The 22,187-nt window shown below is 61.5% G+C and carries 21 protein-coding genes and 1 tRNA gene; 12 read left to right on the top strand and 10 right to left on the bottom strand.

Annotation, left to right across the window (positions count from 1 at the left end):
* Window positions 1–16: 16 nt before the first annotated feature.
* Window positions 17–1,150 carry a citrate synthase gene (locus GA0061101_RS13680; RefSeq protein ID WP_092573755.1) on the top strand — a complete coding sequence of 378 codons (1,134 nt, stop codon included), beginning with the start codon at window positions 17–19 and terminating at the stop codon, window positions 1,148–1,150.
* A 24-nt stretch (window positions 1,151–1,174) separates the two neighbouring features.
* On the opposite strand, the gene GA0061101_RS13675 is transcribed toward GA0061101_RS13680, so the two are convergent.
* A complete protein-coding gene (locus tag GA0061101_RS13675) occupies window positions 1,175–1,546 on the bottom strand; it encodes a VOC family protein (protein WP_092573754.1) in 372 nt (123 codons plus the stop codon).
* A 31-nt stretch (window positions 1,547–1,577) separates the two neighbouring features.
* Complete coding sequence (gene tehA, locus GA0061101_RS13670; protein ID WP_092573753.1) at window positions 1,578–2,579, bottom strand: dicarboxylate transporter/tellurite-resistance protein TehA; 1,002 nt, start codon at window positions 2,577–2,579, stop codon at window positions 1,578–1,580.
* Window positions 2,580–2,850: 271 nt separating this feature from the next.
* Between tehA and gnd the strand changes: the two genes are divergently transcribed.
* Window positions 2,851–3,876 carry a phosphogluconate dehydrogenase (NAD(+)-dependent, decarboxylating) gene (gene gnd, locus GA0061101_RS13665; RefSeq protein ID WP_037202181.1) on the top strand — a complete coding sequence of 342 codons (1,026 nt, stop codon included), beginning with the start codon at window positions 2,851–2,853 and terminating at the stop codon, window positions 3,874–3,876.
* A gap of 62 nt (window positions 3,877–3,938) precedes the next feature.
* On the opposite strand, the gene GA0061101_RS13660 is transcribed toward gnd, so the two are convergent.
* Genes GA0061101_RS13660 through GA0061101_RS13640 form a run of 5 tightly spaced genes read right to left on the bottom strand, consistent with a single transcriptional unit; the run spans window position 3,939 to window position 9,427 of the window.
* Window positions 3,939–5,165, bottom strand: coding sequence for a molybdopterin molybdotransferase MoeA (locus GA0061101_RS13660; RefSeq protein ID WP_092573752.1), 1,227 nt, complete (start codon window positions 5,163–5,165; stop codon window positions 3,939–3,941).
* Between the two features lie 3 nt (window positions 5,166–5,168).
* A complete protein-coding gene (moaC, locus tag GA0061101_RS13655) occupies window positions 5,169–5,663 on the bottom strand; it encodes a cyclic pyranopterin monophosphate synthase MoaC (RefSeq protein WP_037202178.1) in 495 nt (164 codons plus the stop codon).
* A gap of 1 nt (window position 5,664) precedes the next feature.
* Window positions 5,665–6,480 carry an indole-3-glycerol phosphate synthase TrpC gene (gene trpC / locus GA0061101_RS13650; protein ID WP_092573751.1) on the bottom strand — a complete coding sequence of 272 codons (816 nt, stop codon included), beginning with the start codon at window positions 6,478–6,480 and terminating at the stop codon, window positions 5,665–5,667.
* Between the two features lie 12 nt (window positions 6,481–6,492).
* Window positions 6,493–7,509 (bottom strand): anthranilate phosphoribosyltransferase, encoded by a 1,017-nt coding sequence (trpD, locus tag GA0061101_RS13645; protein WP_092573750.1) that lies wholly within the window; start codon window positions 7,507–7,509, stop codon window positions 6,493–6,495.
* Between the two features lie 25 nt (window positions 7,510–7,534).
* A complete protein-coding gene (locus GA0061101_RS13640) occupies window positions 7,535–9,427 on the bottom strand; it encodes a peptidylprolyl isomerase (protein ID WP_092573749.1) in 1,893 nt (630 codons plus the stop codon).
* 181 nt (window positions 9,428–9,608) lie between these two features.
* On the opposite strand from GA0061101_RS13640, the gene GA0061101_RS13635 reads away from it, so the two are divergent.
* From GA0061101_RS13635 to GA0061101_RS13620, 4 genes are all read left to right on the top strand, one after another.
* Complete coding sequence (locus GA0061101_RS13635) at window positions 9,609–9,890, top strand: hypothetical protein (protein ID WP_047556730.1); 282 nt, start codon at window positions 9,609–9,611, stop codon at window positions 9,888–9,890.
* A gap of 301 nt (window positions 9,891–10,191) precedes the next feature.
* A complete protein-coding gene (locus GA0061101_RS13630; RefSeq protein ID WP_037202168.1) occupies window positions 10,192–10,656 on the top strand; it encodes a MarR family winged helix-turn-helix transcriptional regulator in 465 nt (154 codons plus the stop codon).
* On the top strand, window positions 10,649–11,875 hold the full coding sequence (locus tag GA0061101_RS13625) for an HlyD family secretion protein (RefSeq protein WP_092573748.1): 1,227 nt from the start codon (window positions 10,649–10,651) through the stop codon (window positions 11,873–11,875). The genes GA0061101_RS13630 and GA0061101_RS13625 overlap by 8 nt, the downstream gene beginning before the upstream one ends.
* On the top strand, window positions 11,868–13,412 hold the full coding sequence (locus tag GA0061101_RS13620) for a DHA2 family efflux MFS transporter permease subunit (protein ID WP_037202163.1): 1,545 nt from the start codon (window positions 11,868–11,870) through the stop codon (window positions 13,410–13,412). The genes GA0061101_RS13625 and GA0061101_RS13620 overlap by 8 nt, the downstream gene beginning before the upstream one ends.
* Window positions 13,413–13,492: 80 nt before the next feature.
* Here the strand turns inward: GA0061101_RS13620 and GA0061101_RS13615 are convergent, their stop codons facing one another.
* Window positions 13,493–14,089 (bottom strand): DNA-3-methyladenine glycosylase, encoded by a 597-nt coding sequence (locus tag GA0061101_RS13615; protein ID WP_092573747.1) that lies wholly within the window; start codon window positions 14,087–14,089, stop codon window positions 13,493–13,495.
* A gap of 179 nt (window positions 14,090–14,268) precedes the next feature.
* Between GA0061101_RS13615 and GA0061101_RS13610 the strand changes: the two genes are divergently transcribed.
* A tRNA-Ser gene (locus GA0061101_RS13610) sits at window positions 14,269–14,358 on the top strand.
* Window positions 14,359–14,444: 86 nt separating this feature from the next.
* On the opposite strand, the gene GA0061101_RS13605 is transcribed toward GA0061101_RS13610, so the two are convergent.
* Entirely contained in the window at window positions 14,445–15,164 is a 720-nt protein-coding gene (locus GA0061101_RS13605; protein ID WP_092573746.1) for an SDR family NAD(P)-dependent oxidoreductase, read from the bottom strand.
* Between the two features lie 134 nt (window positions 15,165–15,298).
* Here GA0061101_RS13605 and GA0061101_RS13600 point away from each other — a divergent pair, with 134 nt between their 5' ends.
* The 5 genes from GA0061101_RS13600 (at window position 15,299) to GA0061101_RS13580 (ending at window position 21,348) form a co-directional block, all read left to right on the top strand.
* Complete coding sequence (locus tag GA0061101_RS13600) at window positions 15,299–16,228, top strand: LysR family transcriptional regulator (protein ID WP_092573745.1); 930 nt, start codon at window positions 15,299–15,301, stop codon at window positions 16,226–16,228.
* Window positions 16,229–17,032: 804 nt separating this feature from the next.
* Complete coding sequence (locus tag GA0061101_RS13595; protein WP_092573744.1) at window positions 17,033–18,202, top strand: septal ring lytic transglycosylase RlpA family protein; 1,170 nt, start codon at window positions 17,033–17,035, stop codon at window positions 18,200–18,202.
* Window positions 18,203–18,272: 70 nt separating this feature from the next.
* Complete coding sequence (locus GA0061101_RS13590; protein ID WP_047556742.1) at window positions 18,273–19,484, top strand: D-alanyl-D-alanine carboxypeptidase family protein; 1,212 nt, start codon at window positions 18,273–18,275, stop codon at window positions 19,482–19,484.
* 152 nt (window positions 19,485–19,636) lie between these two features.
* A complete protein-coding gene (gene tmk / locus GA0061101_RS13585; protein WP_037202146.1) occupies window positions 19,637–20,320 on the top strand; it encodes a dTMP kinase in 684 nt (227 codons plus the stop codon).
* On the top strand, window positions 20,317–21,348 hold the full coding sequence (locus GA0061101_RS13580; protein ID WP_092573743.1) for a DNA polymerase III subunit delta': 1,032 nt from the start codon (window positions 20,317–20,319) through the stop codon (window positions 21,346–21,348). The genes tmk and GA0061101_RS13580 overlap by 4 nt, the downstream gene beginning before the upstream one ends.
* Here the strand turns inward: GA0061101_RS13580 and GA0061101_RS13575 are convergent.
* Complete coding sequence (locus tag GA0061101_RS13575; RefSeq protein ID WP_092573742.1) at window positions 21,345–22,184, bottom strand: MBL fold metallo-hydrolase; 840 nt, start codon at window positions 22,182–22,184, stop codon at window positions 21,345–21,347. The two genes, GA0061101_RS13580 and GA0061101_RS13575, sit on opposite strands and share 4 nt — an antisense overlap.
* Between the last annotated feature and the right edge of the window lie 3 nt (window positions 22,185–22,187).

The following is a 22,187-nucleotide window of genomic DNA, read 5'->3' as shown; positions in this document are numbered from 1 at the left end:
TCAATATGAGGGAATGATGAGCTGGTTGACGGCGGAGCAGGCGCTGCACCTGCTGGGAACGAAATCACAGACGCTTTACGCCAATGTCAGTCGCGGCCGCATTCGTGCGAAGCCGGACCCGGCGGATACGCGACGCAGCCTCTATTTCGCTGACGATGTGAAGCGGCTGGCAACTCGCCATGCCGGCCGGCGCAAGACCGAGGCGCTCGCCGCCGAGGCCATCCAGTGGGGTGATCCGGTATTGCCTTCGGCGCTGTCGACGGTTTCGAGCGGGCGGCTTTTCTATCGCGGGCAGGATGCAACGATACTTGCCGAGAGCGCGGCCCTTGAAGAGATCGCGCTGCTGCTCTGGGACATGAAACGTCCATTGCGGCTGGAGGAGGGTGAGACCCAACGCAGGCCTCCGTCCCTGAATGCCGCATTCTCGGCGCTGGCCGAACGCGCGACAAGCGACCTGCCATCGCTCGGGCGCTCGCTACCGGCGTTGCAGCGCGAGGCCGAGAGTGTCTTCAGCACTGTCGCCCAGGCCCTGGCACCGGGCGCGTCGGGCCTGCCTCTGCATCAACGTCTGGCCGTTGCTTGGGATCGTCCCGACGCAGCGGATCTCATACGCCGCTGTTTCGTGCTGCTTGCGGACCATGAGTTGAATGCCTCGACCTTCACGGCGCGAATCACCGCTTCCGCCGGCGCGACATTATCCGCCGCCACCTTGTCCGGCCTGTCGACGCTGACCGGTCCGCTGCATGGCGGTGCCTGGCAGAGCGTGCGCTCGCTGATCGCCCGAGCGGCTGCGATCGGTGCGGAGGAGGCGGTGCGCAGCTACCTGTCTGAAGGGCGGCCTTTGCCGGCTTTCGGTCATCCGCTCTATCCGGATGTCGATGCCCGCGCCGAAGCACTGCTTCATTGCTTCACGCTGCCGCCCTTGTTTGCCAGGGTTCGCGATGTCGGCGAGCAGCTGGTCGGCGAACGCGTCAATGTTGACTTTGCCCTGACGGCGATGGTCCACGCCTATCATCTGCCACAGGATGCGCCATTGATCATCTTCGCGCTCGCCCGCGCCGTGGGCTGGCTGGCACATGCGATGGAGCAGGCGACGAGCGGGCGGCTCATTCGGCCGCGTGCGCGCTATGTCGGGCCGCCGGTGCAATAGCGCGCCGCATGGAGGCCACGACGCTTAACTCACCGCCAGGTGACAAACCGCTTCGATATTATGGCCGTCCGGATCGAGGATGAAAGCCCCGTAGTAATTGGGATGATAGTGAGCGCGGACACCCGGCACTCCGTTATCCACGCCGCCGGCGACAAGCGCGGCTTGGTGGAACCTATCGACGATTTCCCTGCTTTGGGCGGCAAAGGCGACATGTGCGCCGGTCTGTGGTGTAGCGCGCTGGCCGATCCAGAAGAATGCCTTTGGTCTGATTCCATAGCCCGCAAAGGTCTCGCCTTCGGCATAAAGGCGCTCGATGCCAAGAGGGTGCAATATCGCATCGTAGAACATCCTGGATCGTTCTAGATCAAGGACACCGATCGTCACGTGGTCCAGCATATTAGCTCCTGATTGGCAGACACAGACATCATCAACCCTGGCCGATGGCGCCGGCATCGCGAGGTGGGAGATCCGTCCAGCCGATAACCAGCTTGCGGCTGACGATCAGCCGGATCGTTGCCACGGCGACGATACCGACGACGATGTTGGCCGCGATGAAGAGGATCGGGGCGAGCTGTGCGACAGGACCTGTATCTCCGCGCTCGATCAACCGCATCGGAGCGGTCGCGAGCGCGGTGGCACCGAAGGAAAAGGCCCAATATGCCGGGCTGAAGGCTTCCTTCGTGATCCACGGCAGCAGGCGAATCATGATCAGAGCCTGCAGCAGACCGTAGCCGATCATCGCGTGCACAAGAATATCGGTCGGCCCCTGTATAACGCCGATATAGGCGAGCGCACCGACCGCCGGCGGCGCCAACTGGATCCCGAGCGTCGGCCGCAACGGCAGGGGCAGTGCCGGTCCAGTCAACAGACGATGCAGCAGGGCGGATTCGATCGCGAGCCAGGCAAAGAAGCCAGCGCCGAAGAAAAGCTTAGCCCATTCGGGAAAGCCGAGGGCGGCGCCGACGATGGCGGTAACGAAGCTTCCGGCCACGCTCGGCAGATAAAGCACTGCGGTCGTTGTCGCGATATCGCGCTCGCCTTGCCACAGGCCGCCGGTTCGCCAGACCGAGAAGGCAAGGGTATAGGCTGCTCCGATTAGGAAGATGGTTTCGGCGCCGATGCGTGAATAGGGCAATAACCCTGCGGCGACGAGCATGGTCGCCACCCCGACCAGACCGATGAAGCAGCATTGGACGGGATGCGCCACCTCCTTGAAGGCTTCCTCGCGGGCCACCATCCATTTCAACAGGTAGAGCACGATCAGCACCAACCAGACGGCGACAGTGACAAAGGTCAGCACCTCGCCGATCACGGCCGGCAACTGCCAGATGCGTGCCCCGACGCGCCAGGCATTGGCAAGCCCGGAAAGGCCCAAAACCATGCCGAAGAATGCAGCCGGAACCAACGGCAATTTCAGAGACGCAGCCATATGCCTCCTTTGACGCTTCACGGTGAGCGCCACCTACAGAGAATTAAGCAAAGAACCCCGGAACGCCGCTGAACTTATCAATAGGGGCCGGAGCGCAAAATACAGCTTTCATCGGAGACGGCAAAGCGCGATCACAGATGCGTGAGGGCAGTAAATTTTCTCCGCTGTCTGGCCCACGCATAGCTCGCCCGTCATTTGTTCATTGGAAAATCCTGCGAAATGTCTCTATTGAGTATTCAAAACGATTAAAACCGTCCTAGGAGACTGACATATGCAAATCGGAATGATTGGCCTTGGCCGCATGGGCAACAACATGGTGCAGCGCCTGATGAAGGGCGGCCACAGCGCGGTTGTTTTCGATGCGCGTGCGGAAAGCATCGCGGCGCTCGAGCAGCTTGGCGCCACCGGCAGCAAGTCGCTCGAAGATTTCGTATCGAAGCTCGCCAAGCCGCGCGTCGTTTGGCTGATGCTGCCGGCTGCGATCGTCGATCAGGAGCTGGCGGCAATCGTACCACTGCTTGAGGAAGGCGACATCGTCATTGACGGCGGCAACTCCTATTATCATGACGACATTCGCCGCGCCGAGGAGCTGAAGTCCAAGGGCATTCATTATGCCGACGTTGGCACGAGCGGCGGCGTTTTCGGCCTGCAGCGCGGCTATTGCCTGATGATCGGCGGCGAGAAGGAAACGGTCGAACACCTCTCGCCGATCTTCGCGACCCTTGCGCCGGGTGTCGGCGACGTCCTTCCCTCGAAGCAGCGCTCCGAGGAAGCCTCCAGGAACAGCACTGCGGAGCAGGGCTATCTGCATTGCGGCCCGTCCGGCGCCGGCCACTTCGTCAAGATGGTCCATAACGGCATCGAATACGGCCTGATGGCTGCCTATGCCGAAGGCCTGAACGTATTGCGCCACGCCAATGTCGGCAAGCTGGACGCCGAGAAGGACGCGGAAACCGCGCCGATCGCCCATCCGCAATATTATCAGTACGATCTCGATATCGCCGAAATCAGCGAAGTCTGGCGTCGCGGCAGCGTGATCACATCCTGGCTGCTCGACCTCACCGCCGACGCGCTGCATGGCGACGCCGCCTTGTCGCAATATGCCGGCCGCGTTTCGGACTCAGGCGAAGGCCGCTGGACGATTTCGGCCGCGATCGACGAAGGTGTGCCGACGCCGGTGCTCAGCGCCGCCCTCTACGGCCGCTTCGCCTCGCGCGGCAATGATGATTACGCCAACAAGGTTCTGTCCGCGATGCGCGCCGGCTTCGGCGGTCATCATGAGAAGCCTGGCAAGTAATCTACGGGTTTACTGAAATATGAGCCGGGTGGGTCAAGCCTCACGGCTTTTCCTTGCCTGGCTCAACCTAGCAGGTCCGGCCGTAGTACTATGACTGGGCAGGGCGAGCCGACGGCAAGTTCCGGCGCATGCGGCGGGCGAACGACAAGGCAATCGGCGCGCGAAAAGACCTTCATCATCGAAGAATCCTGCCTGGAGAAAGGCTCGACGAGCCAGCCGCCGTCGGCAGTCTTCGTCAGGGTTGCGCGCATATAATCCTGGCGCTGATCGTTCGCCGCAAAGGGGACGGCCGCCTTCGCGACGCCGTCGCGCTTCACCGGCGGCAAGGACGCGAGCTTGCGGATCAAGGGTTCGAGAAACAGCAACCCGCAAACCAGGCTGGAGACGGGATTGCCCGGCAGACCGAGGACATGGGTTTCGCCGAGACTGCCGACCATCAGAGGTTTGCCGGGGCGCATGGCAATGCGCCAGAAATCGAGCTGCATGCCGGCGGCAATCATGGTCGCTTGCACGAGGTCATGATCGCCGACAGAGGCGCCGCCGAGCGTGACGATGATATCGGCCTTCGCGACCCGCGCGCGGCCGATCGCGGCGGTGATTTCATCGCTATCGTCAGGAACAATGCCGAGATCCAGCACATGGGCGCCGGCATTGCGTGCCAGCGCCGCAATGCCGAACGTGTTCGACGCAACGATCTGCGAAGCACCCGGTTCACTACCCGGCAATACCAGCTCATCGCCGGTCGCAAGGATTGCAACCAGAGGCCGGCGATAGACATCCAGCGCCGGATGATTCATGGCGGCGGCAACGGTAAGCCGGGAGAAATCCATCACGGTGCCGGCGGACAGCACGACCTCACCCTCGAGGAAATCCTGGCCACGCGGGCGTATATGCTGCCCCTGGCGGATTGGATAGGTGGTGCGAATGCGATCGCCTTCCAGGCGTCCCGCATCCTCCTGCAGGAGCACCGAATCTGCTCCCGCCGGTACCGGCGCGCCGGTGAAGATGCGTACAGTCTCGCCCTTGCCGACTGTTCCTTCGAAGGCATGGCCAGCGGCAGAAGCGCCGATGATCTGCAGTTCCGAGCCGGGCGTTGCCGCGTCCTCGAAACGGAGGGCATAGCCATCCATAGCAGAGGCATCGAAGGGCGGCTGCGTCAGGCGCGCTGCCAGATCCCTGGCCAACACCCTACCGTCCGCCATATCGAGCGGAACGCTTTCGAAACGATGAAGCGGCGTCGCACTGTTCAGCAGGCGCGCTTGTGCTTCGGCAACGGGTAACAGGCTCATGCGTCAGGCCCCCGGATGGCGGAAATCCCCCGATTTGCCGCCGGATTTTTCCAATAGCATTATGCCGCCGATTTCCATGCTTCGGTCGGCGGCCTTGGCCATATCGTAGATCGTCAGGCAAGCGACGGAGACCGCCGTCAGCGCCTCCATCTCGACGCCGGTGCGGCCAGTGAGCTTTGCCGTCGCGGTGACGCGCAGGCCGGGCAGGGCGGCGTCCTCGGCGATATCGACCGCCACCTTCGTCAGCATCAGCGGATGACACAGCGGAATGAGATTGGACGTCTGCTTGGCTGCCATGATGCCGGCGAGCCGCGCCGTACCGATGACATCGCCCTTCTTGGCGTTGCCATCGCGGATCAGCGCCAACGTCTCCGGCTTCATCCTGACATAACCGCCAGCGGTGGCGCTGCGCGCCGTTTCGGCCTTGTCGCCAACATCGACCATATGCGCTTCGCCCGAGGCGTCGATATGGGTGAGGCCCGTTTTCTCGGTGCTCATTTTACTCGGCCGCCAGAACGCTGGTCTCGCCGTTCAGCAGCAGTCGCGTCGCCGCCGTGACATCGTCCTTGCGCATCAGGCTTTCGCCGACGAGGAAGGTGGTGATACCGACGGCTTCGAGGCGCTTGCAATCGGCATGGGTGAAGACACCGCTCTCGCCAACCAACAGGCGACCCTCCGGCACCATGGCCGACAACGCTTCGCTGACCGTGAGGCTGACCTCGAAGGTACGCAGATTGCGGTTGTTGATGCCGATCAGCGGCGAAGACAGCTTCAGCGCCCGTTCCATCTCTTCGGCATCATGAACCTCGACAAGCACGTCCATGCCAAGGCCGAAAGCTTCGTCCTGCAATCGCTGCGCGTCGTCGTCGGAGAGCGAGGCCATGATCAGCAGGATGCAGTCGGCGCCCCAGGCGCGGGCTTCCTGCACCTGATAGGTATCGAACATGAAATCCTTGCGCAGTGCCGGCAAGGAGCAGGCGGCGCGCGCAGCCGTCAGGAATTCGGGAGCGCCCTGGAAGCTCGGCGTATCCGTCAGTACCGAGAGGCAGGCAGCACCACCCGCCTCATAGGCCTTGGCGAGGGCAGGCGGCTCGAAGTCTGGGCGGATCAGTCCTTTCGACGGGCTTGCCTTCTTGATTTCGGCAATCAGACCAAAAACGCCTGCGCTCTGTTTGGCGAGAAGTGCCTTGTGGAAGCCGCGCGGCGCGGACTGACCTGCCTGCATAGCCTTGAGATCGGCAAGGGGAACCTTAGCCTTGGCCGCGGCGATTTCCTCGCGCTTGTAGGCTTCGATCTTCTGAAGGATATCGGTCATGACGTCCTGAACCTATTCTTCCTCGTTGGAGACGGCGATCAGCTTGTCCAGCGCCGCCGCGGTCGCGCCGCTGTCGAGCGACTGGGCTGCGAGCTTCATGCCATCATGAAGCGTTTCCGCCTTGCCGGCAATGACAAGCGATGCGGCTGCATTGGCAAGAGCAATGTCGCGATAGGCGTTTTTCGCACCGCTGAGCACATCTCGGAGCGCTGCAGCGTTGGCGATGCCATCGCCGCCCTTGAGGTCGGCAAGATTGGCATGCGCCAGACCGAAATCGGCCGGCGTCAGCTCGAAGGTACGGATCTTGCCGTCTTCAAGTGCCGCGACCGCGGTCGTGCCGGTCGTGGTGATCTCGTCCAAGCCATTGCCGTGCACGACCCAAACGCTTTCGGCATTCAGGTCCCTCAGCACCTCGGCAAGCGGTACGACCCATTGCGGCGCGAAGACGCCGAGCAGCTGACGGCGCGCACCGGCCGGGTTCGACAACGGGCCCAACAGGTTAAAGATCGTGCGCGTGCCCAACTCGACGCGGGACGGGCCGACATGACGCATCGACGAATGGTGCAATTGCGCGAACATGAAGCCGATGCCGGCTTCGCGAATGCAGCGGGCAATCACCTCGGGACCGATATCGAGCTTGATGCCAAGCACCGACTGCGTGTCGGCCGTGCCAGCCTTGGAGCTCTGCGCACGGTTGCCGTGCTTTGCCACCGGCACGCCTGCGCCGGCGACGATGAATGCCGCCAGCGTCGAGATGTTGTAGGTGCCAACGCCATCGCCGCCCGTGCCGACGATATCGATGGCGTCAGCTGGCGCTTCCACCGAGAGCATCTTGGCGCGCATCGTCGTGACGGCGCCGACGATCTCGTCGACCGTTTCGCCGCGGACACGCAGCGCCATCAGGAAAGCGCCGATCTGCGACGGTGTCGCTTCGCCCGACATCAGAATCTCGAATGCCTGCCGGGCTTCGTCTCGTGTCAGCGCCTCACGATTGGCGACCTTGGCGAGGAAAGGTTTCAGTTCGGCCATTGGTTATCCATCCTCCCGACCGGGCCTAGCGGGACATCGCCTGCTCGGCGAGGCTCTGATTGACCGTGACCGCGTATTTGGACTGCAACTGGCTGACCATCTGGTCGAGGATGTCGTCGCCGGCGGCATTGGCGATCTGAGCGATCTGCTGATCGTCATTGCTCAGGGCATCGGTCGTCGGGTTGTCGTTGACATCGGTGACCTTGAGCAGGATCTGCGTCGCGTCATCTGCGCCGACGGCACTGGCGGCCGTATCGACAGGGCCGGAGAAGGCGGCGGCGATGCCGCCACGGCCGAGAACCGGATCATCCGTCGAGCGCATGATGTTGGCCTTGCTTTCCACGGCGATGCCGAGCGGTGCAGCGATATCGGCAAGCGACTTGCCCTTCTGCACCTCCTGCTTCAGCTCGGTTGCCTTGGCGGCAAGCGCGATCTTCTGCTGCGCGGCAGTCCAGTCGGCAACGGCCTTTTCCCGGACGTCGGCGAGCGAACGATCGTGATCGGGTGTGATGCCAAGTATGTCGTACCAGACATAGCCGTCGTTGCCGACCGTCAGCGGCGCGGGATTGCCGCCCTGGTCGGCCTTGAAGACCTCGGAGAGCAGTTGCTGTTTTGCCGGCAGATCCTTGACCTCGTTGCCGGACTGATCGAGGCCGGTCGCATCGATCGAATCGATCGCGACCGTCTTCAGCTTCAGCTGCGTTGCAGCCTCCTGCAGCGAGACGCCGGATCCGCGCAGATCCTCGAACTTGTCATGGACGCTGGTGATTTCATTGGCGGCATTGCTGAGCGCAATCTGCTTGCGGATGTCTTCCTTGACGTCGTCGAAGTTCTTCGCCGTTTCGGCCTTCACGTTGGTGACACGCAGAATGACCGGGCCGAACGAACCGTCGACGACGGGCGTCGTGCCGCCATCCTTGGCGACGGCGAAGGCGGCTTCGGCAATCGTCTTGTCCGGAACCTGATCCTTCGTGAACGTGCCGAGCAGCACGTCGGAAGGCTTCTTGCCCTGATCGGAAACCAGCTGATCGAAGGTCGTGCCGGTCTTCAGCGCGTCGGCGGCCGCAGTGGCCAGATCCTTGTTGGCGAAGGTCAGCTGTTCGATCGTGCGCGTTGCCGGCGTCGTGTAGCTGTCCTTGCGCTTGTCGAACTCGGCGCGCACCTCGTCGTCCGACACACTCGCCGCATCGGCGAGATCCTCTGCCTGCAATTTCACATAGGCGAACTTCCGATATTCGGGAGCGCGGTACTTCGACTTCACACCCTCGAACCATTTGGACAACACGTCGTCGGCCGGTGCCTTGACGGGGTCGATGTTGGCGTTGGTGAGCAGCAGGTAATCGATGCTGCGGTGCTCGTCGTGATACTGCTTGACGGCATCGACCAGAACCTTCGGAGCGACGAAGCCGTTCGACACCGCTTCGACGATCTGGCCGCGGACCGCAACCTTGCTGCGCTCCTTGATGTAGTCGTCGGGCGAGATGTTGCTGTTGCGCAGAAGCATCTCGAATTTCTGCCGGTCGAAAGCGCCGTTCGGCGCCTTGAAGGCCGGATCGTCGCCGATCAGCTGCGCGAGCTTGTCCTGGGAAAGGCCGAGGCTCATATCGGCGGCAAGCTGATCGAGCGAAGCGCCGGCAACGAGCTGTGCCACGGTTTGCTGTCCGATACCGAAGGCGCGGGCCTGTTCCGGCGTGATCTGCATGCGCAATTGCTGGCTGATGGCCTGAATCTGGCGGCGATAGGCGAGGCGGAATTCATTGGTATCGATATGCTGGTCGCCGACGGTCACCACGGTATTACTGTTGCCGCCGGTGATGAGCGAACGTTCGACGCCCCATACACCGAAGGCTGCCGCCAGAAGAAGCAACAAGCCCTTGGCAAGCCAGGTCTGGGCGATTTTTCTCAGCACGTCGAACATTGGAAAGCAAACCTCGTCATAAATACGTCTTCGCCCGTAGGCGAAACAATCGAAGTTCCTTAGAACAATCCGAACCGGAATTGAAGAGCCAGAGGGGAAATCACCCGACGAGGCGCCAAGGTGCCGGAACCTTTGACGAGCCGTAACGTTTTAATCAACAAAGAAACACAAGGAGCACACGATGGCAGAGACGAAATCAGCTTCCGCCCAGTCCTCTTCAGCACGAGCGCAGACTGAAACGGCAGTGGAAGATTTGGCGGCACAGGTCGCCGCTCTCCGCGAAGATTTATCGAGGCTGTCGCAGAGCCTGGCTGCCGTCGGGCAAGGAGCGACGTCCGTCGTCGCGGAGGAGGCCCAGGAGATCACAGAGCAGTTACGCGAAAGAGTTCGCGAGGAGCCGATTTTCATGGTCGCTGCCGCAGCCGGCATCGGCTACCTCATCGGTCTTCTCAGTCGCCGCTAGCCTATTCTGAACCCCTGACGGATAGGACGGGCCCCACGCGCCCATCCAGCTTGCGAAACTGCCGAAAAGGCGCGGACGAATCGTCTGCGCCTTTTCGATTTTGGGCATCGATCGACAGGTGAACCTCGACTTTCATCGTCTCTTGCCGGGCCCGCGAAGGGAGTGCGACATCTTTGCGACACCCCCGCGACATCTTCGACCATCCCTATTTCTTGATCGCCCACCCTCTTGTATCGCGTGGGCGCTTACTATAGGTGTCGGTAATTATAAGGTTGCTTATGAGTAGCAGGCTTCTTATGCCATGAACACACTACCCACCCTCGGCTTTCTCCTCCATGACGTTGCGCGGCTTCTTCGGAAGCGGTTCGAGCAGCGCGCGAAGGATTTGGGACTGACGCGATCGCAATGGCAAACGCTTGCCTATCTCGCGAACAATGAAGGTATCCATCAGGCCGGACTGGCGGAGATGCTGGAGATCGAACCGATCACCCTAGTTCGCATTCTCGACAAGCTTAGCGAGCGCGGTCTGGTGGAGCGCCGGCAACATCCGAGCGATCGGCGGAGCTGGCTCCTTTACATGCGCGAGGAGGCCCGGCCACTGATCGATACCATGCGCAGCATAGGCGACCAAACACGCAAGGAAGCGCTCGACGGAACCTCGCAGGAGGATAACGAGCGCCTTTATGAGTTGCTCACCCTCATGAAATCGAACCTGCTTCACGTCTGCCGCTCGAAGGCAGCCGACAAAGAGATACAACATGGCTGACGCATCCTCTTCGCTCCGCGTACCCGCAAACGCAAATTCCACAGAACAGATTCAAGCCCCTGTGGCCGAGGCACCATCTCCAAACCCGACATCGCCGCCTGCAGCGGTTGCCGCGGCAAGCCCCGTCACGCCTCCCGAAAAGCCGCGCAAGCGCCGCAGCCCGACGCGGCCGATCCTGTTTGCGCTGCTCCCCGTCGCCCTCGTCATCGGTGGCTATTATTACGTCACCGGCGGACAGATCATGTCCACGGACAATGCCTATATCCAGGCTGACATGGTCGGCGTTTCCACCGACGTCTCCGGCATGGTGATATCGGTCGATGTGCATGAGAACGAGGTCGTGAAGAAGGGGCAGGTGCTTTTCCGCCTCAAGCCCGATTCGTTCCGTATCGCGCTCGAAGGCGCGCAGGCGCAGCTCGGCAACGCCAGAAACCAGATCCTGAACCTGCAGGCGAGCTACAAGCAATCCGTGGCCGAGATCGCCCAGGCGCAGGCCGACATTCCCTACTACCAGACGGAGCTCGAGCGTCAGCAGAATTTGATCAACAGTTCGGTTGCCTCCGAGTCGGCCTATGACCAGGCCAAGCACAATCTCGAAGCTGCCCAGCAGAAGGTCTCGGTTGCCCGGGCACAAGCTGCCGCGACCCTCGCACAATTGGGTGGCGATGGCACTGCCGATCTGCCTCCCGAGCAGAACCCGCTCTACCTGCAGGCCAAGGCTGCGGTCGACAATGCGCAGCGCGAGCTCGACGACACTGTGGTACGGGCGCCTTTCGACGGCGTCACCGCCAATGTTCCCTCGCTGCAGGTCGGCGCCTACCTGACGGCTGCGCAGCAGGGCTTCTCGTTGGTTTCCACCACGCATATGTGGATCAACGCCAGCCCGAAGGAAACCGAGCTGACCTATGTGCGGACCGGCCAGAAAGTCGACATCTCGGTCGACACCTATCCGGGCGTAACCTGGAAGGGCACCGTCGCCAGCATCGCACCGGCATCCGGCTCGAGCTTCTCACTGCTGCCCGCACAGAACACGACAGGCAACTGGGTCAAGGTCGTGCAGCGCATACCGATGATCATCAGCATCGACGATATGGAGGGCAAACCTCCGCTGCGCGTCGGGATGAGCGTCGTCGCCGGCGTCGATACCGGCCATGCCCGCGGCCTGCCGGATTTCGTCAGCAATCTGCTGGGCCATTCCCGCGGTCAGGACCATGAGTAACGCCACCACCGCTCCGCCATCAGCGCCCATCGCCAATCGCGGCGCGATCACCGCCTGCGTCATCCTGGCTGTCATCATGCAGGCGCTGGACACCACCATCGCCAACGTCGCGCTGCCACATATCCAGGGCGACGTCTCCGCCAGCGCCGATCAGATCAACTGGGTGCTGACGTCTTATATCGTCGCAGCGGCGATCATGACGCCGCCCTCCGGCTTCCTGTCTGCAAAGTTCGGCCGCAAGCGCGTGCTGCTGGTGGCGATCGCCGGTTTCGTCGCCGCTTCGGTCCTCTGCGGCCTCTCTGAATCCCTGGCGCAGATCGTCGGGTTCCGCCTGTTGCAGGGCCTGTTCGGCGCGGCGCTGGTGCCGCTGTCGCAGGGCATTTTGCTCGATATCTACAATGTCGAGGAGCGCGGCCGCGCCATGGCGCTGTTCGGCGTCTCTGTGATGGTCGGCCCTGTGCTCGGTCCCGTGATCGGCGGCTGGCTGACCGACAATATCAGCTGGCGCTGGGTGTTCTACATCAACGTGCCGATCGGCGCGCTCGCCTTCTTCGGCATCGTCGTCTACGTCACCGAGACCAAGCTGGACACGCTCGCCAAACTCGATTGGTTCGGATTCGGTATGCTCTCGCTCGGTATTGCCGCGCTGCAATTGTTTCTCGATCGTGGCGAGCAGCTCGACTGGTTCTATTCGGGCGAGATCATCGTCGAGGCGCTCGTCTGCGCCTGCGCCTTCTATCTCTTCATCGTGCATATGTTCACGGCTGAGCGAAGTTTCGTGAACCCGAGGCTCTTCCTCGATCAAAACTTTGCCGTCAGCATGCTGTTCATCTTCATCGTCGGCGTGACCTATCTGGCCTCGCTCGCCCTGATGACGCCCTATCTGCAGACGCTGATGGGCTATCCCGTCGTCACCGCCGGTATCGTCATGGGACCGCGCGGCCTCGGCACAATGTTCTGCATGTTCCTTGTGGGACGGCTGATCGGCAAGGTGGATACGCGCTTCTTGCTGTTCATCGGTCTCGCTTTGACCGCGTGGGCCATGTACGAGATGACAGGCTGGACACCGGATGTCTCGCAGGAAACCATCATCTCCGTCGGCTTCGTCCAGGGCGCCGGCCTCGGCTTCCTGTTCGTGCCGTTGACGACGATCGCTTTCGCGACGCTGCCGGCACAGATGCGCGGTGAGGGCACAGGCCTTTACAACCTCTCGCGCAATATCGGCTCCAGCGTCGGCATTTCAGTCGTCTCGATGCTGATCACGGAGAATACGCAGGTCAACCACGCGAACATCGCCGCCTATGTGACGCCGTTCAACCGCCATTTCGATGCGACGGCGGCCCAGGGAATCAGTCCCTTAACGGCTGTGGGACGCGCCACGCTCGACGGCATGATCACCACGCAGGCGACGATCATCGCCTACATCGATGACTTCAAGCTGCTGATGCTGATGTCGATCTGCGCCATACCGCTGCTGGTGCTCCTGCGCAAGCCAAAGGCGCCGCCGGCCGTCGATCATAGCGTTGCCATGGAATAAGATAGCCGCGCAGTCTTCCAGTTCGCTGCGTGGCCGCATGGGCCGCCGGGCACCACCCCGGCGGCCTTTTTATTGCAACATCAGGGAAAACGACGACTGACGAAGCGCGAACCCGCCGCGCCGAACCGCCAGGGCGCATCGACATTCCTGGTGATTCCAATGCGTTTGCCGGAAGCGACGGTAACGGGTTCCGCCAAGGAAATAGCGAAAGGCGCCGCATCCAGCGACATGCCATTCAGGCCGATGTCGATGGCCATCGCCTGCGAGAGCTTTCCCGGCCCGTTGCATAGCGACACGATATCGGCAATGCCGCGCCGCCGTATCATTTCCTCGATGCCGCTCTCCGGCTCCAGCGCCCGAATAAGCACGGCGCTTCCAGTAAGGCAGACGAAGTTCAGACACCAGTGAATGCCATAGGAGCGATAGACATAGACATGGCCGGCCGGACCGAACATCGCCGCATTGCGCGGCGTCGGGCCGCGATAGGCGTGGGAAGCCTCGTCATCAGGCCGATAGGCCTCGGTCTCGACGATACGACCTCCGATGCCGGCAACCGTAAACCGCGTTCCGATCAGATCGGATGCGACGCTAACGGCATCGCGGCCAAAGAAGGCTGCAAGGGCAGGGCCGGCCAGGGGCTTGGGACCCAGCGACAGAGATTGATCGTCAGAGGTCATGGGTGAGGGCGATGTCCTTCCGGATAGTCGATGCCGAATCTTTCGCACAAGCGACCGCGTCATGGAATCTTTTTCGCGTGGCCGGTGGCTGCGGATGCACAGCGGCCCAGTTGACGCTTCGGCCCGAATAGCTGTAAAGCCAGCCAACCACTTTTGCTAGGCGTCGAGCCGTAGCGACAGGAAGAGTGTCCGAGTGGTTTAAGGAACCGGTCTTGAAAACCGGCGTGCGGGAAACCGTACCGTGGGTTCGAATCCCACCTCTTCCGCCAAATCTATGGTCTCCGATCACGGTAGAATGCACTGTCACCTTAATTCCAGCGATAGAATATATTCAGAAATGCTGCGCCGGTGACGTTCACCAAGGAACGGTTTTCCCCATACGATCGAGGTATTCGAGACCGGGTCTGCCCCGCTTCGCGAGAAGCACCTCCACGAGACTGGGAATAGCCTCTTCCATGCTGAGTGGCGCGTTCGGACCGCCCAGTGCCGTGCGGATCCAGCCCGGAGCCATCAGCACCAAGGCGCGCGGCTCGCTTGCATGGCGCGCAGCGTAGCTTCGCATATACTGGTTCAGCGCCGACTTGCTGCCGCGATAGACTTCAAACCCACCGTTCGTGTTGTTGGCGATGCTGCCCTGTCCTGACGACATGACGCCGATGAGGCCATCTGCGGGGACAAGATCCTGCAGCGCCTCGACGCTACGCATGGGGCCAAGTGCATTCGTGACCATCACGCGGATGAACTCCTCGGTGGATACCTCGGCGATGGTCTCGTTGGGATTCGCGTTGGCGGTGCCGGCGTTCACGAACAGGATGTCGAACACCCGGCCCGACAAGCGAGCACGAAGTGCCGCTATCTGCTCCGGTTCGCAGATGTCGACGGTCTCGACCTCGACGCGACCCGGATTCTCGTCGGCCAGGTCATGCAGCTCAGTTCGGCCTTCGACCGGGCGCGTCGTGCCGACGACGTTCCACCCCTTTTTCAGGAGCTCGGCGGCCATGGCGTGTCCGAGGCCACGCGATGCGCCGATGAGAAGAATCGTGCCTGCGGTGTCGTGTGAAATGGTTGATGACATAGGGGCTATCTTTCGTTGTGCGGTGTCGGCAGCGAATATGAGCGCCTCATTGGATTGACGCCAGACGCACAGGATGCACATTGTTGTTGCGTCAGGCGCTATGTTGTGGGCGTCAAGTGATGTAGGTTGCGGTTGTGGACAATCTCGACCTGAACCTGCTTCCGGCGCTCGACGCACTGCTGACCGAGGTTAGCGTGACCGGCGCTGCGCGCCGTCTCGGCCTCAGTCCTTCCGCCATGAGCCGGACCCTCGCACGGCTCCGGTCCGCCACGGGCGACCCGCTGCTTGTGCGCGCCGGGCGCGGACTTGTCCCAACGCCCCGCGCCGCCGAGTTGCGCGATCGGGTTCACGAGCTTGCTCGCGAAGCTCGAGCCGTTCTCAGCCCGCAGGCTGGCCAATTTGAAATAGCCACGCTGGAGCGGACTTTCGCCATTCGCGCCAACGAGGGCTTTATCGCGCTGTTCTCTGCTCCCCTGGTGGCCGCCATTGCCGACGCGGCGCCAAGGGTCCGCCTGCGGTTCGCACCTAAACCTGTCAAGGATGCCGCGCCGCTCCGAGAAGGGCAGATCGATCTTGAAATTGGCGTTCTCGGAGAGTTTGCGCCGGAGGTGCGTACCCACTTCCTCTTCCGCGACAAATTCCTGGGTGTAGTCAGGGATGGGCATCCTTTGCTGAAGGGTCCCGTAACACCCGAGCGCTATGCGGCGTCCAGGCATATCGCGGCGTCGCGAAAGGGGAGTTTTACAGGGCCAGTCGATGATGCCCTGGAGAAACTCGGTCTCAGCCGGGAGGTCATCGCTGTCGTGCCCGGATTCCCGGACGCCTTGCGCATCGCGCGCCAATCTGACCTGGTCGCGCTTGTGCCGCGCTCGTGTCTCGGAAATGGCCTGGTCGGCACCGAACCGTTCAGCCAGGGCTTGGTGAGCTTCGAGCTTCCCGTCGCTACGCCAGAAATCCTAATATCGGCGATGTGGCATCCCCGCATGGATGCCGATCCAGCCCATCGCTGGTTCCGCAATAGGGTGGTGGGAGTGTGCCGGAGGGCAGTGCCACTATTTTCATGAAAGTTGACGCTATCCGCTTCTTCGGCGAGGAAATCAGACGACTGCCGGTGAGTCGGTCTCCGCAGGACGAACACCATCATCATCCGTGGTAGGGTAGGGAACAGCGGAGCAATCCATAGGCGTCAGAAAGCTATGGAGCAAGTTAGGTGGCTATAGAGTAGACATAGTGCCATCTTCTTCGTTCGTGGCCCGTCACTCATCATTGACAAAAACTAAGCTTGTCTTATTGCTAGGGCGCTTCAGTCGGATTTGACCCCTGACCTGGCAAATGTGGCCTAGTCGTCTCCAGCGGCTAGGCCACTTCAATTCCAGCGTTTTGAAACGGCTCAGCGTCGTCTCATCCAATAGCGCGGCTATTCGTCTTTACGAATCTTTCGGTTTCAAAGCGTGGGCCATCGATACCGAGGCGCTGAAGGTCGGCGACGTCTATCACCACGAAACACTGATGCGCCGCGATACAGTTTCCTGAACTGGGCCTTCGCTTCTTGTCAAAGGCACATCTCTGACGGCCACAATTTGCTCTGATCTGTCCCGATCCGGGACCCTTGATGAAGACAGAGGGAAGACCAGCTGTTCGAGCGGTTTGCCGTCTTGCCCGGTACTTCAGGCAAATCCCATTTTACCGCAGATTAACCATGATCTTCGGTATTTCCCCAGTGCGCTCAATTTGCATCGCAAAATCGACAAACTCTAATCATGATTAAAGTACCGTTAGGTGATTGAGGCGTAGCTGAATACCGGAATGAGGGATGTACCGGTTATAGCAGACCTCCGTCAGAATTATTGAGTAGCGGCGTGGGACAGATGAAATTCGAAAATCGTGCGGTGACATACGCAACGGGTATGCGTTGGTTTGCTCTCTCACTGATGTGCGCAACCATCACTGCCTGTGGAACGTCTCAGAAGGTTGCCTCGACGCGCCAGCACGGCAAGGAATATTTCTCCGAGAAGGAATATGGCGTGAAGGCCAGTCCGCGGGTTGTCGCCAACGGGCCTGTTCCCAAGGGCGGCGGCCGCTTCATGGTCGGCAATCCGTATCAGGTGAAGGGCAAGTGGTACTATCCCAAGGAAGACTACGGCTATAACAAGGTCGGTATCGCTTCCTGGTACGGCTCGGCGTTTCACGGCCGCCTGACCGCCAATGGCGAAGTTTACGACCAACAATCGCTGACCGCTGCGCATCCAACTTTCCCGCTGCCGAGCTATGCGCGCGTCACCAATGTCGAAACTGGCTCCTCCATCATCGTTCGCGTCAACGATCGCGGCCCCTATCATCCCGGCCGCATCATCGATCTTTCCAACAAGACGGCGCAGATGCTCGATCTCCAGCACAGCGGCACCGGCGACGTGCGCGTGCAATATGTCGGCCGCGCCCGCATGGACGGCCACGACGACCCCTATCTGATGGCCTCATACATCCCCAAGGGTTCGCGCCTGCCTAGCATCAATCCCGGCGGCCAGATCGCAACGGGCGTGATGGTTGCCTCGAATGGCAGAATGACCGCCGACCAGCTGCCGGATTCGGATAATCCCGTCCGCGTCGGCCGCCAGCAGCGCAGCTTCGATCGCGCGCCGTCGATCGCCCCCATTCCGCGCCAGTCTCCCTATTCGGCCACGGCTTTCGCCGGCTCGACGCCGGACACGGCCTACAACGGCAACAAGCGCAACAATCCGCCGCCGATGACCTGGAACGGCGGCGCGATGCCGTCTGCCGAGCCTTCCGAGCCCCTCATGGTCGTTCTACCGCTGATCGGACCGATCCCTTACGAACGTCCGGATTTCGCTCCGGGCATGGCAAGCATCAACGATCCGTCGATCGATTCGATGGTCGCAGCCTATCAGAATGCCCCGGTCAAGACTGTCTATGTCGATCTTGCTTTTGACGCCGTCATGGTTCGCAATGACGGACTGACGCAAGAGTCGATCCTCTCGGCCTATCGCCGCCAGCATCAAGGCACGACGCAGGTTGATTGATCGGCGTCATTGCCTGAATCTTCACCCGTCACTAAAATAAAGGTGCCGGTGGTCGGATTGAGGGGACGGTATGCCAAAGCGCTTGATTCTTTTGTTCCTTTTTCTCCTGGGCATCGGCAATGTGGCAGCCATGGCGCAGCCGGCCGTTCCGGGCGCGTTCGATACGAAAGCCGCCCAGGCATTCATGATCGAGGCCTCTACAGGCACCATTCTCCTTGCCAAAAACGAGGATCAACCGATTTCGCCGGCTTCGCTTGCGAAGCTCATGACTCTGGACGTCGTCTTCGATGCTATTGGGCGAGGGGAGATCTCGCTCGATACGGAATATCCCGTCTCGGAAAACGCCTGGCGAACGGGCGGCGCGCCATCGCGTGCGTCGACGATGTTTGCCGCACTGAAGTCGCGTGTGCGGGTCGGCGACCTCATTCAGGGCGTCGCCGTGCAGCAGGCCAATGATGGCTGCATCGTTCTGGCGGAAGGGATTTCGGTGAGCGAACGCGAGTTTGCCCGGCGCATGACGTCGCGTGCGCGGGAACTCGGCATGACGCGGGCTGTCTTTACCAACTCCACCGGTTTGCCTGACGCCAACGACCCCAACGGCGGCGGCAAGGTCTCGCTGCGGGAACTGGTGGCCCTGGCGCAGGATCTCCAGCAGAAGCATCAGGATCTCTACAAATATTTCGGCCAGGCGGATTTCACCTGGAACAAGATCTACCAGCGCAACAAGAACCCGTTGCTGCTGCTCAATATCGGCGTAGACGGCCTTGGACTGGGCTTTACCGAAGGCGAGGGTTTTTCGATCGTCGCCTCGGTGCAGCGCGACGGCCGCCGGCTGTTCCTGGCGCTTGGCGGCCTGAAGAACGACAAGGAGCGGACAGAAGAGACCCGTCGCGTGCTCGAATGGGGCCTCAGCAATTTCAAGAGCCAGCGCATTTTCGCCGACGGCGAGGTGATCGGCGATGCCAGCGTCTATGGCGGCGCGCAATCGACGGTGGGACTGCTCGCGAAGACTCCCGTCGATGTCTACGTGCCGGTCGACACGCCTGACCGTCTGTCCGCGCGAATCGTCTACCGCTGGCCGCTGACGGCACCCGTGGCCGGGGACTATGAAGCCGGGACGCTTCGTGTGTTCCTGGGCGCGCGACTGGTGCGCGAATTGCCGCTTTACACAAAGGAATCAGTCGCTCAAGGCACGCTCAGCCGTCGCGCCTTCGATGCCTTCATGGAATTGACCGAATCCCTGCTATTCTCCTGGCTCTGGGACAAGCCGTTGCCGACCTGACGGGTTGCATGGCTCGCGAAATCCCTGTTCACACCCCATATAGAATGGCGGGCGCCGATACATGCACGGTTCCACCCCGGCATGTCTTGGGTTAAACAAGAGACGTATCGCGTGCCGAGCGGACGGCAGGCGAAAAGTGCAGGACATGATCATTGGCTGATGCAAACGGATTATTCGTAAGCTTCGAAGGCGGGGAAGGGGCCGGGAAATCCACCCAGATCCGCCGGTTGGCCGAACGGTTGCGCGAGCTCGGCCATGACGTGCTGGTCACGCGCGAGCCGGGCGGCTCCCCGGGTGCCGAATCCGTCCGCCATGTGCTGCTCTCCGGGGCCGCCGAGATGTTCGGCACGCGCATGGAGGCCATCCTCTTTGCCGCTGCGCGCAACGATCATGTCGAGGAAGTCATTCGCCCGGCGCTGGCGCGCGGCACCATCGTCCTTTGCGATCGTTTCATGGACTCGTCGCGCGTCTATCAGGGCGTAACCGGCAATCTCGAAGCCGATTATATCGAGGCGTTGCAAAGGGTTGCCGTCAATGGCGTTATTCCCGATTGCACGCTGATCCTCGACATTCCCGCCGAGATCGGGCTTGAGCGCGCGCGCAAGCGCGCCTCTGCCGTCACAGCGCCGGATCGCTTCGAAAAGGAAGAGATGCAGACCCATGAGAAACGCCGGGAGGCCTTTCTCGATATCGCCGCGCGCGAACCGGATCGCTGCCACGTCGTCGACGCGCTCCGCTCGGAAGACGAGATTGCCGAGGACATTGCCGCGATCGTCGACAGGCGGCTCGGGCCCGCCGCCAATATCTCTTCTGCGAGATCGGAAGCGGCGCAATGAGCGAGGAACGGCCCGGCGTTCTCGACGGCGCGATCCCTCCACAGGACAATCCCAGGCTCTTCGGCCATGAGGAGGCGGAAGCCTTCCTGGCGCAATCCTATCGCTCCGGCAAGGGTCATCATGCCGTGCTGATCGAGGGACCCGAGGGGATAGGCAAGGCGACGCTCGCCTTTCGTTTCGCCAATCATGTCCTGTCCCATCCCGACCCGGCATCCGCGCCCGAGACGATCGGAGATCCCGATCCGTCCTCGGCCATCAGCCGTCAGATTTCCGGCGGGGCATCCCACAATCTGCTGCATCTCTCCCGTCCCATCGACGACAAGACCGGCAAGGTGAAATCCGCAATCACGGTGGATGAGGTGCGTCGCGCCGGAAAGTTCTTTTCGCAGACCTCCGGCACCGGCAACTGGCGGATCGTCATCATCGATCCAGCCGACGACCTCAACCGCAACGCCGCCAACGCCATCCTGAAAATTCTCGAGGAGCCGCCGAAGCGGGCGCTGTTCCTCGTCCTGTCGCATGCGCCGGGCAGGCTTCTGCCGACGATCCGTTCGCGTTGCCTGCCATTGAAACTAGCGCCGCTCGGAGACGAGGCTCTGCGCCTGGCGCTCGAGAATCTCGGCGTGCCGGCCGGGAAGGGGAGTGAATTGCTCCCGGCAGCCAAGGGCAGCGTCAGCGAGGCGCTCAAGCTGCTGAACTATGGCGGCGGCGAGATCATCGAAGCCTATCGGCAGGTTCTCTCGGCGGATGGACCAGCGGCCCGCAAGGCGATGCACCGCCTCGCCGATGCGCTTTCGGGCAAGGACAGCGACACGATTTTCGGCTTCTTCATATCCCATATCGGCGATGATATCGCAGACCGCGCAAGGGCCGCCGCACTTGGCGGATATATCGGCACGGCGGAGAGATTGGCCCGTCTCCACTCCGAGACCACCGAACGGCTCAATATCTCGCAGGCCTACAATCTCGATCGCAAGCAGACGCTCATTACCGTCCTCGGTGAACTTAAGCAGCAGCTTTCGGCTTAAGTTAGCTGAGCATAGATGACGCGATAGCTTCCGTCCGCCCGCTCGATGTGCGCAAAACCGAGTTCGCCGAGGTGCATACCGGCGATCAGCAGCCTTTCGGAGTTGACGAGATCCAGCAACCTCGACCGTGTGGCCGCAGCGAGATGTGAATCCTGATCGAACGCGATCGACACATCCGGTCGCGGAACCTGAATCTGGGGGAAATGGACAACATCTCCCCAGACCAGCAGATTCCGGTCGCAAGAATCGAGACGATAACCGGTGTGCCCGACCGTGTGGCCCGGCAGCGGCATCGCCGTCACGCCGGGAAGCACCTCACCGGCATCGAAGGTGCGCAGTCTGTCGCGATAGCCGTCGAACGCCTGACGCGCCAGGAAGAAGTTGCCACGGGCGCGACCGGAGGCGCGGCTCAGATTGCCGTCATCCTGCCAGAATGCGATTTCCCGATGGTGGGCAACAAGCTCGGCATTCGGAAAGGCGGCTTCTCCTGAAGCGCTCACCAGCCCTCCGACATGATCGGGATGGGCATGTGTCAACAGGATCGTGTCGATCCCGGAAGGCTGGACGCCGGCCAGCGCGAGATTGGCCGTCAGCCGACCACCCCACTGTTTGAAGCCACCCCCTCCCGCGTCGATCAGGATAGTGCGGCCACCGCCACGCACCAGGTAGCAGCTGATGTGGATCGCGGCATGATCCTTCACGCCCGCCTTCTCCTGCATGTGTGAGGCATCTGCCGGGGCGATATTCGAGAGCAGGTCGAGGCTGCCGGCGAGATAGCCATCGCTGATGGCCGTGATTGTTAAGTCGCCGACCTGCTGGCTGGGAATATCTGTCATCGG

Origin of the sequence: Martinezella lusitana (assembly GCF_900094565.1) — a bacterium.
In the GTDB taxonomy this organism is placed as follows: Bacteria; Pseudomonadota; Alphaproteobacteria; order Rhizobiales; family Rhizobiaceae; genus Rhizobium; species Rhizobium lusitanum.
This window is presented reverse-complemented; position numbering and strand designations above follow the sequence as displayed.

Excerpts from the sequence above, each read along its gene's own strand:
- GA0061101_RS13660 (WP_092573752.1), bottom strand. The coding sequence starts at position 5,165 with ATGAGCCTGTTACCCGTTGCCGAAGCACAAGCGCGCCTGCTGAACAGT.
- GA0061101_RS13625 (WP_092573748.1), top strand. The coding sequence starts at position 10,649 with ATGGCTGACGCATCCTCTTCGCTCCGCGTACCCGCAAACGCAAATTCC.
- GA0061101_RS13630 (WP_037202168.1), top strand. The coding sequence starts at position 10,192 with ATGAACACACTACCCACCCTCGGCTTTCTCCTCCATGACGTTGCGCGG.
- GA0061101_RS13605 (WP_092573746.1), bottom strand. The coding sequence starts at position 15,164 with ATGTCATCAACCATTTCACACGACACCGCAGGCACGATTCTTCTCATC.
- GA0061101_RS13620 (WP_037202163.1), top strand. The coding sequence starts at position 11,868 with ATGAGTAACGCCACCACCGCTCCGCCATCAGCGCCCATCGCCAATCGC.
- moaC (WP_037202178.1), bottom strand. The coding sequence starts at position 5,663 with ATGAGCACCGAGAAAACGGGCCTCACCCATATCGACGCCTCGGGCGAA.
- tehA (WP_092573753.1), bottom strand. The coding sequence starts at position 2,579 with ATGGCTGCGTCTCTGAAATTGCCGTTGGTTCCGGCTGCATTCTTCGGC.
- GA0061101_RS13615 (WP_092573747.1), bottom strand. The coding sequence starts at position 14,089 with ATGACCTCTGACGATCAATCTCTGTCGCTGGGTCCCAAGCCCCTGGCC.
- GA0061101_RS13675 (WP_092573754.1), bottom strand. The coding sequence starts at position 1,546 with ATGCTGGACCACGTGACGATCGGTGTCCTTGATCTAGAACGATCCAGG.
- GA0061101_RS13595 (WP_092573744.1), top strand. The coding sequence starts at position 17,033 with ATGAAATTCGAAAATCGTGCGGTGACATACGCAACGGGTATGCGTTGG.
- GA0061101_RS13575 (WP_092573742.1), bottom strand. The coding sequence starts at position 22,184 with ATGACAGATATTCCCAGCCAGCAGGTCGGCGACTTAACAATCACGGCC.
- GA0061101_RS13635 (WP_047556730.1), top strand. The coding sequence starts at position 9,609 with ATGGCAGAGACGAAATCAGCTTCCGCCCAGTCCTCTTCAGCACGAGCG.
- GA0061101_RS13640 (WP_092573749.1), bottom strand. The coding sequence starts at position 9,427 with ATGTTCGACGTGCTGAGAAAAATCGCCCAGACCTGGCTTGCCAAGGGC.
- trpC (WP_092573751.1), bottom strand. The coding sequence starts at position 6,480 with ATGACCGATATCCTTCAGAAGATCGAAGCCTACAAGCGCGAGGAAATC.
- GA0061101_RS13580 (WP_092573743.1), top strand. The coding sequence starts at position 20,317 with ATGAGCGAGGAACGGCCCGGCGTTCTCGACGGCGCGATCCCTCCACAG.
- gnd (WP_037202181.1), top strand. The coding sequence starts at position 2,851 with ATGCAAATCGGAATGATTGGCCTTGGCCGCATGGGCAACAACATGGTG.
- GA0061101_RS13680 (WP_092573755.1), top strand. The coding sequence starts at position 17 with ATGAGCTGGTTGACGGCGGAGCAGGCGCTGCACCTGCTGGGAACGAAA.
- trpD (WP_092573750.1), bottom strand. The coding sequence starts at position 7,509 with ATGGCCGAACTGAAACCTTTCCTCGCCAAGGTCGCCAATCGTGAGGCG.
- GA0061101_RS13590 (WP_047556742.1), top strand. The coding sequence starts at position 18,273 with ATGCCAAAGCGCTTGATTCTTTTGTTCCTTTTTCTCCTGGGCATCGGC.